This window comes from Bacillus sp. LJBV19 (assembly GCF_017797845.1).
Lineage (GTDB): Bacteria > Bacillota > Bacilli > Bacillales > Bacillaceae > Bacillus > Bacillus velezensis.
Genome location: NZ_CP072563.1, coordinates 1,830,198 through 1,845,751 on the forward strand (window position 1 = coordinate 1,830,198; position 15,554 = coordinate 1,845,751).

15 protein-coding genes and 1 pseudogene are annotated in these 15,554 nt (G+C 39.7%); 12 read left to right on the forward strand and 4 right to left on the reverse strand.

The window, feature by feature from the left end; all coding sequences use genetic code 11:
- Window positions 1–111: 111 nt before the first annotated feature.
- On the reverse strand, window positions 112–1,266 hold the full coding sequence (gene xylR / locus J6600_RS08845) for a transcriptional repressor XylR (protein ID WP_209388264.1): 1,155 nt from the start codon (window positions 1,264–1,266) through the stop codon (window positions 112–114).
- A gap of 263 nt (window positions 1,267–1,529) precedes the next feature.
- Here xylR and xylA point away from each other — a divergent pair, with 263 nt between their 5' ends.
- The 4 genes from xylA to J6600_RS08865 all read left to right on the forward strand — a co-directional run bounded on the left by xylA (window position 1,530) and on the right by J6600_RS08865 (window position 7,811).
- Window positions 1,530–2,867: a xylose isomerase gene (gene xylA, locus J6600_RS08850; RefSeq protein WP_209388265.1), complete on the forward strand. Its 1,338-nt coding sequence runs from the start codon at window positions 1,530–1,532 to the stop codon at window positions 2,865–2,867.
- A gap of 131 nt (window positions 2,868–2,998) precedes the next feature.
- A complete protein-coding gene (gene xylB, locus J6600_RS08855; RefSeq protein WP_209388266.1) occupies window positions 2,999–4,498 on the forward strand; it encodes a xylulokinase in 1,500 nt (499 codons plus the stop codon).
- Between the two features lie 174 nt (window positions 4,499–4,672).
- Window positions 4,673–7,270: a phosphoenolpyruvate synthase gene (ppsA, locus tag J6600_RS08860; RefSeq protein ID WP_209388267.1), complete on the forward strand. Its 2,598-nt coding sequence runs from the start codon at window positions 4,673–4,675 to the stop codon at window positions 7,268–7,270.
- A gap of 274 nt (window positions 7,271–7,544) precedes the next feature.
- Complete coding sequence (locus tag J6600_RS08865) at window positions 7,545–7,811, forward strand: hypothetical protein (RefSeq protein WP_021493437.1); 267 nt, start codon at window positions 7,545–7,547, stop codon at window positions 7,809–7,811.
- A gap of 336 nt (window positions 7,812–8,147) precedes the next feature.
- On the opposite strand, the gene J6600_RS08870 is transcribed toward J6600_RS08865, so the two are convergent.
- Window positions 8,148–8,246: a YjcZ family sporulation protein gene (locus tag J6600_RS08870; RefSeq protein WP_003154037.1), complete on the reverse strand. Its 99-nt coding sequence runs from the start codon at window positions 8,244–8,246 to the stop codon at window positions 8,148–8,150.
- A 547-nt stretch (window positions 8,247–8,793) separates the two neighbouring features.
- On the opposite strand from J6600_RS08870, the gene J6600_RS08875 reads away from it, so the two are divergent.
- Window positions 8,794–8,979: a hypothetical protein gene (locus J6600_RS08875; protein WP_003154035.1), complete on the forward strand. Its 186-nt coding sequence runs from the start codon at window positions 8,794–8,796 to the stop codon at window positions 8,977–8,979.
- Between the two features lie 10 nt (window positions 8,980–8,989).
- On the opposite strand, the gene J6600_RS19570 is transcribed toward J6600_RS08875, so the two are convergent.
- Window positions 8,990–9,196 carry a hypothetical protein gene (locus tag J6600_RS19570; RefSeq protein WP_245207610.1) on the reverse strand — a complete coding sequence of 69 codons (207 nt, stop codon included), beginning with the start codon at window positions 9,194–9,196 and terminating at the stop codon, window positions 8,990–8,992.
- Window positions 9,197–9,593: 397 nt separating this feature from the next.
- Between J6600_RS19570 and J6600_RS08880 the strand changes: the two genes are divergently transcribed.
- Both J6600_RS08880 and J6600_RS08885 read left to right on the forward strand, forming a co-directional pair.
- Window positions 9,594–10,508, forward strand: coding sequence for a helix-turn-helix transcriptional regulator (locus J6600_RS08880; protein ID WP_209388268.1), 915 nt, complete (start codon window positions 9,594–9,596; stop codon window positions 10,506–10,508).
- A gap of 63 nt (window positions 10,509–10,571) precedes the next feature.
- Window positions 10,572–11,072 carry a DinB family protein gene (locus J6600_RS08885; RefSeq protein WP_159354198.1) on the forward strand — a complete coding sequence of 167 codons (501 nt, stop codon included), beginning with the start codon at window positions 10,572–10,574 and terminating at the stop codon, window positions 11,070–11,072.
- Between the two features lie 149 nt (window positions 11,073–11,221).
- On the opposite strand, the gene adhP is transcribed toward J6600_RS08885, so the two are convergent.
- Window positions 11,222–12,238: an alcohol dehydrogenase AdhP gene (adhP, locus tag J6600_RS08890; protein WP_020955863.1), complete on the reverse strand. Its 1,017-nt coding sequence runs from the start codon at window positions 12,236–12,238 to the stop codon at window positions 11,222–11,224.
- Window positions 12,239–12,457: 219 nt separating this feature from the next.
- Between adhP and J6600_RS08895 the strand changes: the two genes are divergently transcribed.
- The 5 genes and pseudogenes from J6600_RS08895 (at window position 12,458) to J6600_RS08910 (ending at window position 15,257) form a co-directional block, all read left to right on the forward strand.
- On the forward strand, window positions 12,458–12,643 hold the full coding sequence (locus J6600_RS08895) for a hypothetical protein (RefSeq protein ID WP_065180804.1): 186 nt from the start codon (window positions 12,458–12,460) through the stop codon (window positions 12,641–12,643).
- 180 nt (window positions 12,644–12,823) lie between these two features.
- Window positions 12,824–12,910: pseudogene (locus J6600_RS08900) on the forward strand (DNA polymerase); the annotation flags it as partial.
- A 458-nt stretch (window positions 12,911–13,368) separates the two neighbouring features.
- Window positions 13,369–13,572: a hypothetical protein gene (locus tag J6600_RS19575; protein ID WP_017417852.1), complete on the forward strand. Its 204-nt coding sequence runs from the start codon at window positions 13,369–13,371 to the stop codon at window positions 13,570–13,572.
- A 416-nt stretch (window positions 13,573–13,988) separates the two neighbouring features.
- Window positions 13,989–14,405, forward strand: a complete 417-nt coding sequence (locus J6600_RS08905; RefSeq protein ID WP_209388269.1) for a UPF0715 family protein — start codon at window positions 13,989–13,991, stop codon at window positions 14,403–14,405.
- A gap of 96 nt (window positions 14,406–14,501) precedes the next feature.
- Window positions 14,502–15,257, forward strand: coding sequence for an N-acetyltransferase (locus J6600_RS08910; protein ID WP_209388270.1), 756 nt, complete (start codon window positions 14,502–14,504; stop codon window positions 15,255–15,257).
- The last annotated feature ends 297 nt before the right edge of the window (window positions 15,258–15,554 follow it).

Below are 15,554 nucleotides of genomic sequence, written 5' to 3' on the forward strand. Positions count from 1 at the left end.
GAACTCCTTTTTCATATTAGAAGGTGCCTATGTCAGTATTGATTCAGAAATACTCATAGAATAAAAAAACCCATCTTTAAAGATGAGCGTAAACATAGAAGTATGTACATTTCAGTTATGAACCATGTCGAGAAAATGATCAATCACAATAGAGGACATTCCTAAAGCGGGTGCATTTTTTCCTAAGATAGATGGTAATAATTCATAGCTATTGTCTAGTTGGGAATAAACCCTGGATGACACTTCACTTTTAATTGAATGTAAAACCATAGGATGCGATTCAATGATGCTGTTTCTTAAAATGATGGCTTGCGGATTAAATGTATTTAGAATATTGGTCAGGCCTATTCCTAAATAGAAACCAAAATTCTGTAATGCCTGTAAAGTTCCAACATCATTCAGATGGGCGAGGTCTATGATATCTTGGCTGGACACTTTTTTCTCTTTCGTCTGAAGAGATGTTAATAAAGCCTTCTCTGAAGCATACAATTCCCAGCAGCCTCGGTTTCCGCAGCTGCATTTAGGGCCATTAAAGTCTATTGTCATATGTCCCATTTCTCCAGAGAATCCGCCAACCCCTCTATATAAATGATTGTTGATTATAACGCCGATCCCTATCCCTGTACCGATACTTACGTAAATAATGTTATCGCGATTTTTTGCAGCTCCAAATACTTTCTCTCCATATGCGCCGGCATTTGCCTCATTTTCAATAAAAACGGGCACATTGAACTTCTCTTGTATAGAAGATTTTAAGTCAATATCTCTCCAGTTGGAGTTCGGAGTGAAAACAATTTTTTGATTTTTGTCAATCAGCCCGGGCACGCAAATACCTATACCAATAAGCCCGTACGGAGATTGGGGCATATGCGTAATAAAGTGATGAATCATCTCAATTAAAATATCTTTAGTGATTTCTGGAGAATTGCATTCCAAATGATGGTGTTGATCAAGGACGATCGTCCCTTCAAGATCTGTTAAAATGCCATTAACATAATCCACGCCAACATCTATTCCTACGGAGTATCCTGCTTTTTTATTAAAAACAAGCATGACAGGTCTTCTGCCGCCGCTGGATTGTCCCTGACCTATTTCAAATAGGAGGTTTTCTTTCATTAAAGTGTTTACCTGTGACGAAACAGTTGATTTATTTAATCCGGTCATTTCAGATAATTTTGCTCTTGAAATAGGAGAATTCTTAAGTATTTCGTTTAGTAATAACTTTTGGTTAACTTTTTTGACAAAGGCTTGATCAGCGATATCCACTTCATCCACTCCATTTGTATAATCTTTAAATTAAGTTGAACGTTCTGTGTTATCGTGCGAAACGCAGTACATAGCGAATCCAACCTTTATTATATCTAATGTGTTCGTAAAAAACTAAAAAAAATATTGAAAATACTGATGAGGTTATATAAGATGAAAATAAGTTAGTTTGTTTGGGCAACAAACTAATGTGCAACATGACATAAAAGCATTTGTATTTGAATGATCATGTTTAGAATTTATTTTTAAGGGGGAAATCACACATGGCTCACTCTCATTCCGGTTCAGTCAACTATTTTGAAAGCGCAAACAAAGTGATTTACGAAGGGAAAGAATCCACGAATCCTTTAGCATTTAAATACTATAATTCTCAAGAAGTAATTGGCGGAAAAACGATGAAGGAGCATTTGCGATTTTCTATTGCCTATTGGCATACATTTACCGCTGACGGAACAGACATTTTTGGCGCAGCTACGATGCAGAGACCGTGGGATCACTATAAAGGCATGGATCTGGCGAGAGCGAGGGTAGATGCAGCGTTTGAGCTGTTTGAAAAACTGGATGCGCCATTTTTTGCTTTTCATGACCGGGATATCGCACCGGAAGGAAGTACGTTAAAAGAGACAAATCAAAATCTGGATATAATCGTGGACATGATAAAAGACTACATGAGAACCAGCGGCGTTAAGTTATTATGGAATACTGCAAACATGTTTACGAATCCCCGTTTCGTCCATGGTGCGGCGACTTCTTGTAATGCAGATGTATTTGCGTATGCCGCAGCCCAAGTAAAAAAAGGATTAGAAACAGCTAAAGAGCTTGGCGCGGAGAACTATGTATTTTGGGGCGGACGTGAAGGGTACGAAACTTTGTTAAATACCGATTTAAAATTTGAGCTTGATAATATGGCCAGATTTATGCATATGGCAGTGGATTATGCGAAGGAAATCGGGTATACAGGGCAGTTTTTGATTGAACCAAAACCAAAAGAGCCGACCACCCATCAATATGATACGGACGCAGCAACAACCATTGCCTTTTTAAAGCAATATGGCTTAGACAATCATTTTAAATTAAATCTCGAAGCCAATCATGCCACATTAGCCGGGCATACATTCGAACATGAATTACGCATGGCGAGAGTGCATGGCCTGCTTGGCTCTGTTGACGCGAATCAGGGTGATCCGCTTTTAGGCTGGGATACAGATGAATTTCCGACAGATTTATATTCTGCGACATTAGCAATGTACGAAATCCTGCAAAATGGCGGTCTTGGAAGCGGCGGATTAAACTTTGACGCAAAGGTCAGGAGATCTTCTTTTGAGCCTGATGATTTACTATATGCCCATGTTGCAGGGATGGATACATTTGCAAGAGGGTTGAAAGCCGCCCACAAATTAATCAAAGATCGTGTGTTTGAAGATGTGATTCAACACCGTTACCGCAGCTTTACTGAAGGGATTGGTCTTGAAATTGCAGAAGGAAGAGCTGATTTTAAGACACTTGAGCAATATGCGCTGAACAATCAGCCAATTAAAAACGAATCAGGGAGACAGGAGCGGTTAAAAGCGATATTAAACCAATACATTTTACAGGAATAATGAAAAAAGAAGCTCCAGATCCCGCTGTAAAAAGATGCAGGCAGCCAAGTTCCCGGAATTGCCCGTCATGAAGTTACTGTTATGGCGGGTCATTTCAATGGGGATCTATTTAGAGAGGAAGGAGTGAAAAAATGAAGTATGTCATTGGAATAGATCTTGGAACGAGTGCCGTTAAAACCATTTTAGTCAATCAAAACGGCAAGGTTTGTGCAGAAACGTCCAAAAGTTACCCGCTCATCCAAGAGAAGGCGGGATATAGTGAGCAAAATCCTGAAGACTGGGTGCAGCATACAATTGAAGCATTGGCTGAATTGATTTCGATATCCAACGTTCAAGCCGGGGATATTGACGGGATTAGCTATTCAGGACAAATGCATGGGTTAGTACTGCTTGACCAAGATCGGCGGGTGCTGCGTCATGCGATTCTTTGGAATGATACCAGAACGACGCCTCAATGTAGCAGGATAACCGAGACATTTGGCGATCATCTGCTTGATATCACAAAAAACCGTGTTCTTGAAGGGTTTACATTACCTAAAATGTTATGGGTGAAGGAACATGAGCCTGAACTTTTTAACAAAACCGCTGTTTTTTTGCTTCCGAAAGACTATGTGAGATTCCGCATGACTGGCGCCATTCACACCGAATACTCCGATGCGGCGGGAACGTTACTTTTACATATGACCCGCAAAGAGTGGAGCGATGAGATTTGCAATCAATTTGGTATTTCAGCGGAAATTTGTCCTCCGCTTGTTGAATCCCATGACTGTGTAGGATCGCTGCTTCCGAGCGTTGCGGCGAAGACAGGGCTGTTGGAAAAAACAAAAGTGTACGCTGGGGGAGCAGATAATGCTTGTGGTGCTGTCGGAGCCGGTATTCTTTCTTCCGGAAAAACGTTATGCAGCATTGGGACGTCAGGAGTCATACTTTCCTGTGAAGAAGACAAAGAAAGAGATTTTAAAGGGAAAGTGCACTTTTTTAATCATGGAAAAAAGGATTCTTTTTATACGATGGGGGTCACGCTCGCTGCAGGGTACAGCTTGGACTGGTTTAAAAGAACGTTTGCGCCAAACGAATCGTTTGAACAATTATTGCGGGGGGTGGAATCTGTTCCGATAGGAGCAAATGGACTGCTGTACACTCCTTACTTAGTCGGTGAAAGAACGCCGCATGCTGATTCATCTATTCGGGGAAGCTTGATCGGAATGGACGGAGCCCATAAAAGAGAGCACTTTTTGAGGGCGATAATGGAAGGCATCACATTCTCTTTATATGAATCAATTGAGCTATTCCGCGAAGCGGGAAAATCAGTTGATACGGTTGTCTCTATTGGCGGGGGAGCTAAAAATGAAACGTGGCTTCAAATGCAAGCTGATATTTTCAATACGAGGGTGGTTAAGTTAGAAAATGAACAAGGTCCCGCCATGGGGGCTGCGATGTTAGCTGCCTTCGGAAGCGGGTGGTTTGACTCTCTTGAAGAATGTGCAGAGCAGTTCATTCATGAAGCAGCTGCATTTTATCCAAAAGAACAAAATGTTCAAAAATATAAAACACTATTCGAGTTGTATAAGAACATTTACGTTCACACAAAAGATCTCAATACAGCTTTAAAGAGCTTTAGACAAAAATGAAGAAAGAACCTCGCCAAATTGGCCAGGTTCTTTTTATATTGCACAAAAACAGACACGGTGATATAATCAGAACACGCGTGCTTTTTGTGTGAAAAGTCATAGTTATCCATCTTATATTATGATTATATCATGCTGAAAAGCTCTTGTCAAATTTTTTTGAAGGGGAGATATAGAATGAGTTCTTTGGTTCTCGGCATTCACGAAATTGAAAAAACACAGCCTTTGCTCGTTGGAGGAAAAGGGTTACATTTAGGGGAATTATCAAAAATTCAAGGAATACAAGTACCGGAAGGATTTTGTGTCACAACCGCAGGATATCAAAAAGCCATTGAACAAAATGAAACATTACAAGCGCTGTTGGATCAACTGACCATGCTGAAAGTGGAGAATCGGGATCAAATTGGTGAAGTCAGCAAAAAAATCCGGCAAACCATTATGGAAACAGAAATTCCTTCAGATGTAGTCAAAGCAGTTGCTTGCCATCTCTCCCGGTTCGGCGAAGAACATGCCTATGCCGTACGTTCCAGTGCGACAGCTGAGGATTTACCGCATGCCTCTTTTGCCGGTCAACAAGACACCTATTTAAATATTACCGGCGTCGATGCGATCTTGCAGCATATCAGTAAATGTTGGGCGTCCCTATTTACGGATCGCGCGGTCATTTACCGTATGCAAAATGGATTTGATCACAGCCAAGTTTATTTATCCGTTATCATCCAAAGGATGGTGTTCCCTCAGGCTTCGGGAATTTTATTTACCGCTGATCCGATAACCGGAAACCGAAAGCTGCTATCCATCGATGCCGGTTTTGGACTTGGTGAAGCACTTGTCTCCGGCTTAGTCTCTGCCGATTGTTATAAAGTACAGGACGGGCAAATCGTCGATAAGAGAATAGAAACTAAAAAATTGGCTATCTATGGACGAAAAGAAGGCGGAACAGAAACACAGGAGATCGCTCTTGATCAGCAAAAGATTCAAACACTGACTGATGAACAAATTTTACAGCTGGCACGTATCGGGAGACAGATCGAAGCTCATTTCGGCCAGCCGCAAGATATCGAATGGTGTTTGGACCGCGATACTTTTTATATTGTTCAAAGTCGTCCGATCACAACGTTATACCCCGTTCCTGAAGCGAACGATCAAGAAAATCACGTCTATATCTCTGTTGGTCATCAGCAAATGATGACGGATCCCATAAAACCCCTTGGATTGTCTTTTTTTCTGTTGACGACTGCTGCACCTATGCGTAAAGCCGGCGGAAGGCTATTCGTTGATGTCACACATCAACTGGCATCTCCTAATGTCAGAGAAGTTTTCTTAAAAGGCATGGGGCAGCACGATCCGCTCTTAAAAGACGCACTTATGACCATAATAGAGCGAGATGATTTCATTAAGCCGATACCTGATAAAACGGCACCGATTCCCGGCAAAGGCAATGCAGATATGCCGGAACAAGCTGAAAACGATCCGGCAATTGTTTCTGATTTGATTAAGAGCAGTCAGGCATCGATAGAAGAGTTAAAACAAAACATCCAGACGAAATCAGGATCTGATTTATTTCGTTTTATTTTGGAAGATATCCAGGAATTAAAGAAGATTCTATTTAACCCGAAAAGTTCGGTGTTGATTCGAACTGCAATGGATGCTTCATCATGGATTAACGAAAAAATGAACGAGTGGTTAGGTGAAAAAAACGCAGCAGATACGCTTTCTCAATCTGTACCCCATAATATTACCTCAGAAATGGGGCTTGCGCTATTGGACGTCGCCGATGTGATCCGCCCTTATCCAGAAGTAATTGCCTATTTAGAGAATGTAAAAGATGATCACTTTTTGGATGGGCTGGTGACGTTTGAAGGCGGGCGGGAAACCCGTGACGCTATCTATGCTTATCTCAGCAAGTACGGAATGCGATGTGCCGGAGAAATTGATATGACAAGAACTCGATGGAGCGAAAAACCAACTGCACTTGTCCCTATGATTCTTAATAATCTCAAAAACTTTGAGCCAAATGCCAGCCAGCGGAAATTTGAGCAAGGGCGGCAGGAGGCGTTGAAGAAAGAACAAGAGTTATTAGACCGATTGAAGCAATTACCGGATGGTGAACAAAAAGCCAAAGAAACCAAACGAATGATCCGCATCATCCGGAACTTCAGCGGGTTCAGAGAATATCCAAAATACGGCATGATCAGCCGCTACTTCGTTTATAAGCAGGCTTTACTGAAAGAAGCCGAACAACTCGCAGAAGCGGGCGTTATTCATGAAAAAGAAGACATATACTATCTCACTTTTGAAGAACTTCAGGAAGTCGTACGCACAAATAAATTGGATTACCAAATCATCAGCACACGAAAAGGCGAGTATAAAGTATATGAAAAACTAGCTCCGCCGCGTGTTATCACGTCTGACGGTGAAATCATTACAGGCGAGTACAAACGAGAAAACCTCCCGGCCGGAGCGATTGCAGGGCTGCCCGTTTCCTCGGGAGTCATAGAGGGGCGGGCACGGGTTATTTTAAACATGGAAGATGCCGATTTGGAAGATGGGGATATATTAGTTACCTCCTATACTGATCCCAGCTGGACGCCATTGTTTGTATCCATAAAAGGCCTGGTCACTGAAGTTGGCGGACTGATGACCCATGGAGCGGTTATCGCGCGTGAATACGGCTTACCTGCAGTTGTTGGAGTTGAAAATGCAACCCAATTGATAAAAGATGGGCAGCGAATCCGCGTTCATGGAACAGAAGGCTCTATTGAAATATTATAATAGCGGGGGTGTGCAGCACGTCACCAGATATTTCCCGCATTTGTACCAATGATAAAAAGTTCCCATTGAACTAACAAAGATCGAACAATAAGAAAAGCCGGAACCTCTTAAAGGAGGAATCCGGCTTTTTTTATGTGAAAGCCATTTTGCTTAACAATTATTTATATGAATGGTAGCGTTTTATTAAAGAGAGAAGGTGATTTATGAGATGGTCTGTTTGATATGTAGTATTGGTGACGGATGACAATTATTTTTTTACAAAGGGGTTATTTTCATGAACAAGTCTTGTGTTAAAGATGAAGACAAGTCTGGTGTCTTTGAGACAGAAAAGTCTGCAGAAGATAAAACGGGCTCATCATCAAACATGATGAGTGCTAAGGGTTGGACTGGATGTGTATCAGATTGTTTATGCGATAAGAATATTAGCCAATGGGCAATCACTGGTTTAACTATTTTATGTGGAACTGCTTGCTATGCTTGTATAAATACTGCAGGTATTATTGGTGTGAATGCAAGCTTTGATTGGGAGAAATGTAAATGATTAATATTTTAAGTAAGATACTATTTATTTTGTCTGGTTGCGCATTGTTGATCTTTGGGATCATTTTAAAGAATGGATCAATGGCTTTTGGATTGTTCGCCTTAATCTTCATAGCGGCAATATTAGTCCGAGTATTTCATAAAAGATCTGAAAAGGATTAGCAGCCGTAGGCAGGGGAAGAAACTCTCCTGCTTATGAAAAAACTTCAGAGTAAAAATAAAATGTTTATTTAAATGGATTTGTTTTTCAAAAGTAAAAACGCCATAAAACTTCTTATGGCGTCTGTCCGAACTAAGGGATGCAATGTTTGGGAGACGAATATAAATCGTCAATGTGCTAGAAAAGGAATGCAGCACCTACAATGATTAACAAAATGAACAGCACAACGATCAATACGAAAGAGCTTCCACCGTAATTTCCACCGTAGTTCCCCATATTATTGCCACCTCCTGTTGTTAGGATAGTACATAATATGCCGGACGATAAATTTCGACATAGATTTAAGTCTAAATAAGAAAAAATGGATGTTATGTCTAAAATGAAGAGCTTCTAAGAATATGAAATAATGGGAAGTTAACTGAAAGAGAGAAATGGATGGGACGGTTTGCTGTTTAAAGAGGAGGGATATGGCTAAACATGCAATAAAACTGTGTATGAAAGTGGTGAGCCATGAAGTTACTTCATCATGCAGAGCCACATACGAAGAGGTACAGGGAAATTATAGTTAACGAAAATATTCATCATTTCCCGGGCAAGCGCAGTATACGACAAATCAAAACAAATCACAAAGGGACTGAAGGTACGATACAAGGAGGCTGCTTGCGGGTTTGTGGTGTAGATAAAGTTATAGGCAACGATGACCGGGGCGGCTGCGGATCAACTGAAATGAAGTATATTCCCAGGCAAGGAGTATTTCTTTAACCTGAAACTTTTATAAAGCATTAACGTATTACTTTATAAAGGTAAGTAAGGAGGCTTCTGGATGGGATTAAAAAATTTCTTTAATACTGAGTTAAAATGCTCTATCTGCGGAAAAACATTAAAATCTGGGGATGAGATAACAGCTTATCTTACACTTCCGAGTGAGAAGAAGATGCCTGTGGGGAGAATGGACAAAGTGTTAAGCAAACACTCTGATAAGGTCTGCTGTAAAAAGTGCAGTGAGTAGGTTTTTAGTGTTATGAGGAACCTCTGGCGGGTTTCCTCATAACAAATATCAACCAATTAAAATTAGAAAAAAGCGAAATTGTGATGATTAAAGTAGATAAAGAACTGAGGGATACCAAAGGGATCATTTTTCGTTTACTTTGCTTTTTTGAAGGTTTGTTTAGCTCGTGGATCACTGCACCCCATAAAAGCATGGATGCTAAAATGATAAGACTCATATGTAACAACGCTCCTTTGTTTTTATAAATTTTACCATATATAACACAAGGATGTCGATTGACCGAACATCTCTATAAAAAGAAGATGTTTATCTAAAATTGTTGAGAGATTCAGTGAACTATTATGTAGATTAAATTGGGCGTCAAATTACTCAGTGAAGATGAAGCTGTATACATAAGCAAAGGTTCAACAGGCGTTTTATTGAATATCAGATGAAGCAATAGAAGGGTTTATCGGTGTCGCAAAGTATAAAGCATATGGTAATTCGCGTATTATGCGGTTAGGTGAAAAAATTAAGCTTTCTGCGTGGTATCTTGAAGTGACAGGAGGTGAGCGGCATAAATGTGTCAGAGCAAAAAGAGCACTTCCAATTCTAATAAGGAAAGGAATTGAGAATTGAAATTAGAACGTTTGTTATCAATCATATTCAAGCTCTTACATAATGAAATTTTATCTGCTTCCAGTTTAGCTGATGAATTTCAAGTATCAACGCGGACAATTTATAGAGACATCGAAGCGATTTGTGCAGCTGGAATACCAGTCGTTTCATACCAAGGGGCTAACGGCGGTTTTGGGATAATGAGAGGATACAAATTTGATAAAAGTTTAATCGGTTCTCATGATGTATTGAATTTAATTACAGTATTAAGCAGTTTGTCGAGTGTTTTTGAAGATAAGGAAGTTGAACACACGATAGATAGATTAAAATCTCTGGATACAAGCGAAAGCAGCAGGACTTTGTATGTTAACTTGGAAAGCCTTAGAACAGAACCGAATTCATTAATCCGGCTGCGAAAAGCTATACAGGAAAAAAAGGCAGTACGCTTTGATTATGTCAGTAATAAAAATGAATTTACATCACGTGAAGTAGAACCTATCCACCTTCATTATAAGTTTCGTAATTGGTATGTATATGGCTTCTGCAGAGAACGTCAAGATGATAGAGAATTTAGAGTATCACGTATGATGAATATAACGCTTGCTCAAGAAGAGTTTTTGCGCAGTCACAAAGTGAAAGATGAACCATCTTATTCAGAATCCGACCTGGGAGGGTTTGCGGATGTAGTCATTTGGGTTAATCCTAATTCCATAGCTAAAGTATTAGATCAATTTCAGAACGCTTCAAAAGTCATGAACAGAGATGGAAGTATGACGTTTACAATCTCTGTGTATCGGCCTCAGCATGCCGGATGGCTTAAATCAATTCTTTTAAGCTTTGGCAGTGGCGCTAAAATTATAAAACCGGTGGAACTTCAATCAATTTTAATGGATGAAGCTGAAAAAATAATGAAAATTTATAAAGATGTATGACAATCTGCTGTCATATATCTTTTTTTATAATCACAAGTATCAACTTTAAAGGAGAGATGTTAAATGAACCATGCGAAAAATATGTATCAGTACCATGTTTGGGCGAATAAAGCGTTATTAGAAAGAATAAAGGAATTACCAAGTAATGTCCTTTATGAAGAGGTTCACAGTTCATATCCTACAATTGCTCAAACGTTCAGTCACATCTGCGCGGTGGATGTTATGTGGCTGCAAGTACTTAAAGGAATAGACATGCAGGAAGCATTGGAAGGTTCTATGGCTTATGCAGAAAAGGCTCATTTATATTCTGCAGATGAATTTGCGGCGTCTTATGAAGAACTGGCTTCACAGTTTGAAGAATGGATGAATAGCCAAACAGATTTAGAACAAAAAAAGAACTTAAATAATCCTTGGTTAGGTTACAGAGAAACTGCTTACTCAGAAATTTTATTCCATGTTGCCAATCACGGAACTTATCATCGGGGCAGCATAACAACTATGTTAAGACAGCAGGGCTACGCTTCGGCAATGAATGACCTTGTATTATATTGGTATCAGGATTAGTTCAGGGAATACTTGCAAAATGAATAACCGCCGAATGGTCTGTAAAATTTCTTTTCTGAACTAAATGACAAAGTCTCATTCAGTCTGGGTGGGGCGCTGAGCAAGAATCGAGATCAAAGGCTGCCGTATCATTCCCGGCAGCCTTAAGATTAGGAAGTAAAATCGATAACCATGCGGCCGGTCACTTTACCTTGCTCCATTTCTTCAAAAATATCATTCACATCTTCAATCGGGCGCTTTGTCACTTTAGGTACAACTTTACCGTCTGCAGCAAATTGAAAAGCTTCCTTCAGGTCTTCTCTGGTACCTACTAATGAACCTACAACCTGAATTCCATCTAACACGAGACGGGGAATATCTAAATCCATTTTGTCCACCGGTAAACCGACAGCGACTACACGGGCTCCTGCTTTTACAACATCAATCGCTTGATTGAAAGGGGTTTTAGAGACAGCCGTGATGACCACAGCATCAAGCCCTAAATCGTTAGTCACTTCTTTTGCTTTAGCGACGGGGTCTTCGTTTAAACTGTTTACAACCGCATCAGCGCCTAAGCTCTTAGCAAAATTCAATTTTTCATCGCTAATGTCGAAAGCAATCACTTTAGCGTTAAAGACGTTTTTTGCATATTGAACAGCCAAGTTGCCTAAACCGCCGACTCCAAATACACCGATCCATTGACCTGGTTTAATTTCACTGACTTTAACCGCTTTATAAGTTGTTACACCTGCACAAGTAATGCTGCTTGCTGCTGCAGGATCTAAATTTTCCGGCACCTTTATTGCATAATCAACCGCTACGATTGCTTCTTCAGCCATTGCGCCGTCAACTGTATAGCCGGCATTTTTTACATCCCGGCACAAGGTTTCACGGCCAGTTAGGCAATATTCACAGCAGCCGCAGCTTTCAAACATCCAGGCAATAGAGACGCGGTCGCCCTTTTTCAGACTTGTTACACCTTCACCGATCTCAGTTACAATGCCTATTCCCTCATGACCTAAAGTGACGCCAGTAACATCCCCGAAATCAGCATTTTTAACATGCAAGTCAGTATGACATACACCGCAGTATTCCATCTTAACTTTGGCTTCACCATGTCGCAAAGGACGTAATTCTTTTTGTACGATCGCTATACTTTTGTCTTTTGTTGCTACTACTGCTTTCAAATCATACACCCCTTTCAAATATTCGCAGAAAATTTTTACTTATCTTACAATTTAGCACACTGCTCTTCTTTTGAAAACCCTTACATTTTTTGCGGACAAGTGTCTCTACAAAAATTGAGGGAGCTATGCAGGGAGGATTCTATGGATGATTTGTCATCTCCAAATGCACAGAATTTACATATATACATGAATAGATACGTTTTCAAAGGAGGCCTTTTTTTGAGCGATAAAAAGCTGACGGAAGATAAATTTGACAATCACCGGCTCACTAAGTTTTTGCCCTTTATCAGCCCTAACCCTGTTACATCATTTAATCCGGTTCAAAGATACCCTAAAATAATGCTGTTATCACAAATGGTGTACGAATTGCACCGAATCGGTTCGTTCCTCCAGGTGCCGACATAGATACACAAAAAAAGCTGACAGACTCAGACGAGTGACAGAAGAGGAACGTGAATTTACATTGGAAGTGCAGCGCGTAAATCAAGAATTTCCCGCTTCTTATAAACGTTATTCAGCTAACGAAAAGCAAAATACGAATATCCTGGATTAATTAAATTCATGCATGAGAATTGGCGCTCCACGATGCAAGGCCAGATAAGTTTTGGGAAGAGTCAGATTTCACTCAGGGATTCACAAAGGGAAGAGGTGAAAGCTGTTCATCTGGATATTTATTTGTGGGGAAGCTGCAAGAAGGGTTGAAGGTGAGCAGGGCAGCGGTTTAAAACTGATCTTCCCGCAAATTTATCCCAATAGGACTGACAGGCATAAAAATAAAATGATAAAGCTTCGTGAATGAGCTTAAAAGCGGCTCTTTTATAATTCACCTTTAACGCTTTAATGGAGAAATGCAGCACTCATGGTTCTGCCGGATAAGACAACTTTTCTTATACATTAGTATATTACAGTTACTTATTTTTACATAACTGTTGGAAATGGTCTTTCCATCTGAGATAATAAAAATCATATTGATTGATACATGGGGGAGTAAGGATGGGCCGTTTTTATCAAGCGGCAGGCAAACCATTTTACAAACAATTCCTCAAGCAGTTTTTATAACCAAAGAAAACAGTGCTTTGGATAAACGCTGTAAGAAAGACTCTCTGTTTAAATAAACGAGGTGAAAATCAATGAATGGTATAGAATTCTTAGAATCTGTGTCGCGACTTGGACAACTCATTTTGGTGTTTTCCTGCTACGCCGTTTATTGGAAATTAGGTAAAACGAAAAGGGAGCGAAGACTTACAAAATTCGAAGCTTTGCTTAGGTTCTTTGTAATGTTTGGTCTATCTGCATGGGGGCTGTCGTTTCTTGCTTTGAATTTATGGTCATAATCTTTCTGCCGATATTTGAGCTTAAACTGCAGAGAATTACACTGGCAGGAGATGATTTTACCCTTAGTGAAAAGAATTTCACGGGTAATCATTTGAACTTGAGCGCGGCTGATAAGGTGAATGGTGATGCAAACAGAAATCATTACTTATTGATCACAAAAGGAGCCGGCTGCGGAGATGTGTGGATTAAAGGCTTTTAAGGATTCGAACACGATGAGCCGGATGCAGATTGGTGAGCGATACACAGTCAAGGTATTTCCTTGACCTTTTTTAATGGCAATAAAATTTCTGGATATTAAGATAGTGAATTGATGATCTGCCAAAAAACATAGATCTTTTAAAGTGATGGATATATACTGATTTTAAACAATAGGAAAAAATGGATACTTTATTTTTATAAAAAGCAGGTGAACTATATGGAAGCAGCGTCTTGGAGCAAAAGTCAAAGCTATACCTACACATTGGCTTTTTCAAGTTTGTCGTATGGTTTGATCTTCGGACTATATATGTTTGTATACTCGGGTTTTGTGCCATTTGCATTGGTTACTGTGGTTATCATTGCTTTTTATGCATTTATTACTTACTTTTTGTTTGCTGTTCCTGTGCAACTATGGCTAAGAAAGAAGCCTAAAAAGTTTAGTGTGGTTCATCTTTTCATTTATACAGCAGTCGCTTTTTTAGCTGTGTTCTTGTTCTGGTACATAGATAATCCGCCAATTGATTTCTCAGTTTTCAGCACTTTCATTTATTACATAATGAGCATTGTTGCTGCGTTCATATATTGGTTCTGGGACTCTATATTTCTGAGAAATTACAATACTCCCCAGAAGTAAAGCTGATGTTCTAAAAAAGACCGACTAGCGCCATGCCCAGTCTGCATTGTTCAAATTGAAATTCATGTGATGAACCCAGAAAGCGGGTGAGGAAAAATGGAATACATTGAGTTGACTAGGGACAATATTGATGACAATCATATTTGCTGTGCATTAGGTACGAAACAATATGAGGATGCGGTAAATGAAAAGAAGAGCTGGCTCAAAGATCGAATGATTGATGGCTTGGTGTTCTATCGCCTAAACGAACGGGCAAAAGTTTTTATTGAATATTTACCTGCAGAAGAAGCGTGGATTCCGGTAAGCGCACCTAATTTTATGTTTATTAATTGCCTGTGGGTCTCAGGTGAATATAAGAATAACGGACATGCCAAACACTTGTTAGAAAAATGTGTGTCAGATGCAAAATCCCGCGGTATGGATGGGATAGTTCATATAGTGGGGAAGAAAAAACTCCCTTATTTAAGTGATAAGCATTTCTTTGAACATATGGGATTTGCTGTGCAAGATGAAGCAGAACCCTATTTTCAGTTGATGTCACTGACGTGGAATAAACATGCACATCCTTCTGTATTTATAAAACAGGTGAAAAGTAATTCCGTTAATGATGAGGGAATCACAATATTTTATACAGCTCAATGCCCATTTGCAGTCGGATTGTTAAAGGATGTAAAGGAACTGACTGAAAAGAAAGGACTACATTTTCAGGCCCGGCGAATAACGTCAAAAGATATGGCGCAAAAATCCCCGGCAGTTTGGACGACTTTCAGCGTGTTTTATAATGGGATATTTCTCACTCATGAGATGATGAGCGTGAATAAGTTTGAAAAAATACTCAATAGCTTAATTTAAACTATCTTAAGAATAACTTCGAGGGAAATGAATGCTGTAATGACCTTTACTGCGCTGTTAGCTGTTTATGGCATAAATAATATTGGGTTGTCACATATGAAGGCATCTAGGTGTACTCGTTATCTCACTTCCCTGCATTTAAGACTGGGATCCATACTCTTTATAACCATCAGCCGATGCATTTTCCGCGATTTGACTTGCGGGAGAAAACATCAGTTTGATGGTTATTTTTATGAACGGAGAAAGTTCAACGCAACAAAAAAGAAGTTCTTCAGGCATTATATCCTATGGTAAAAT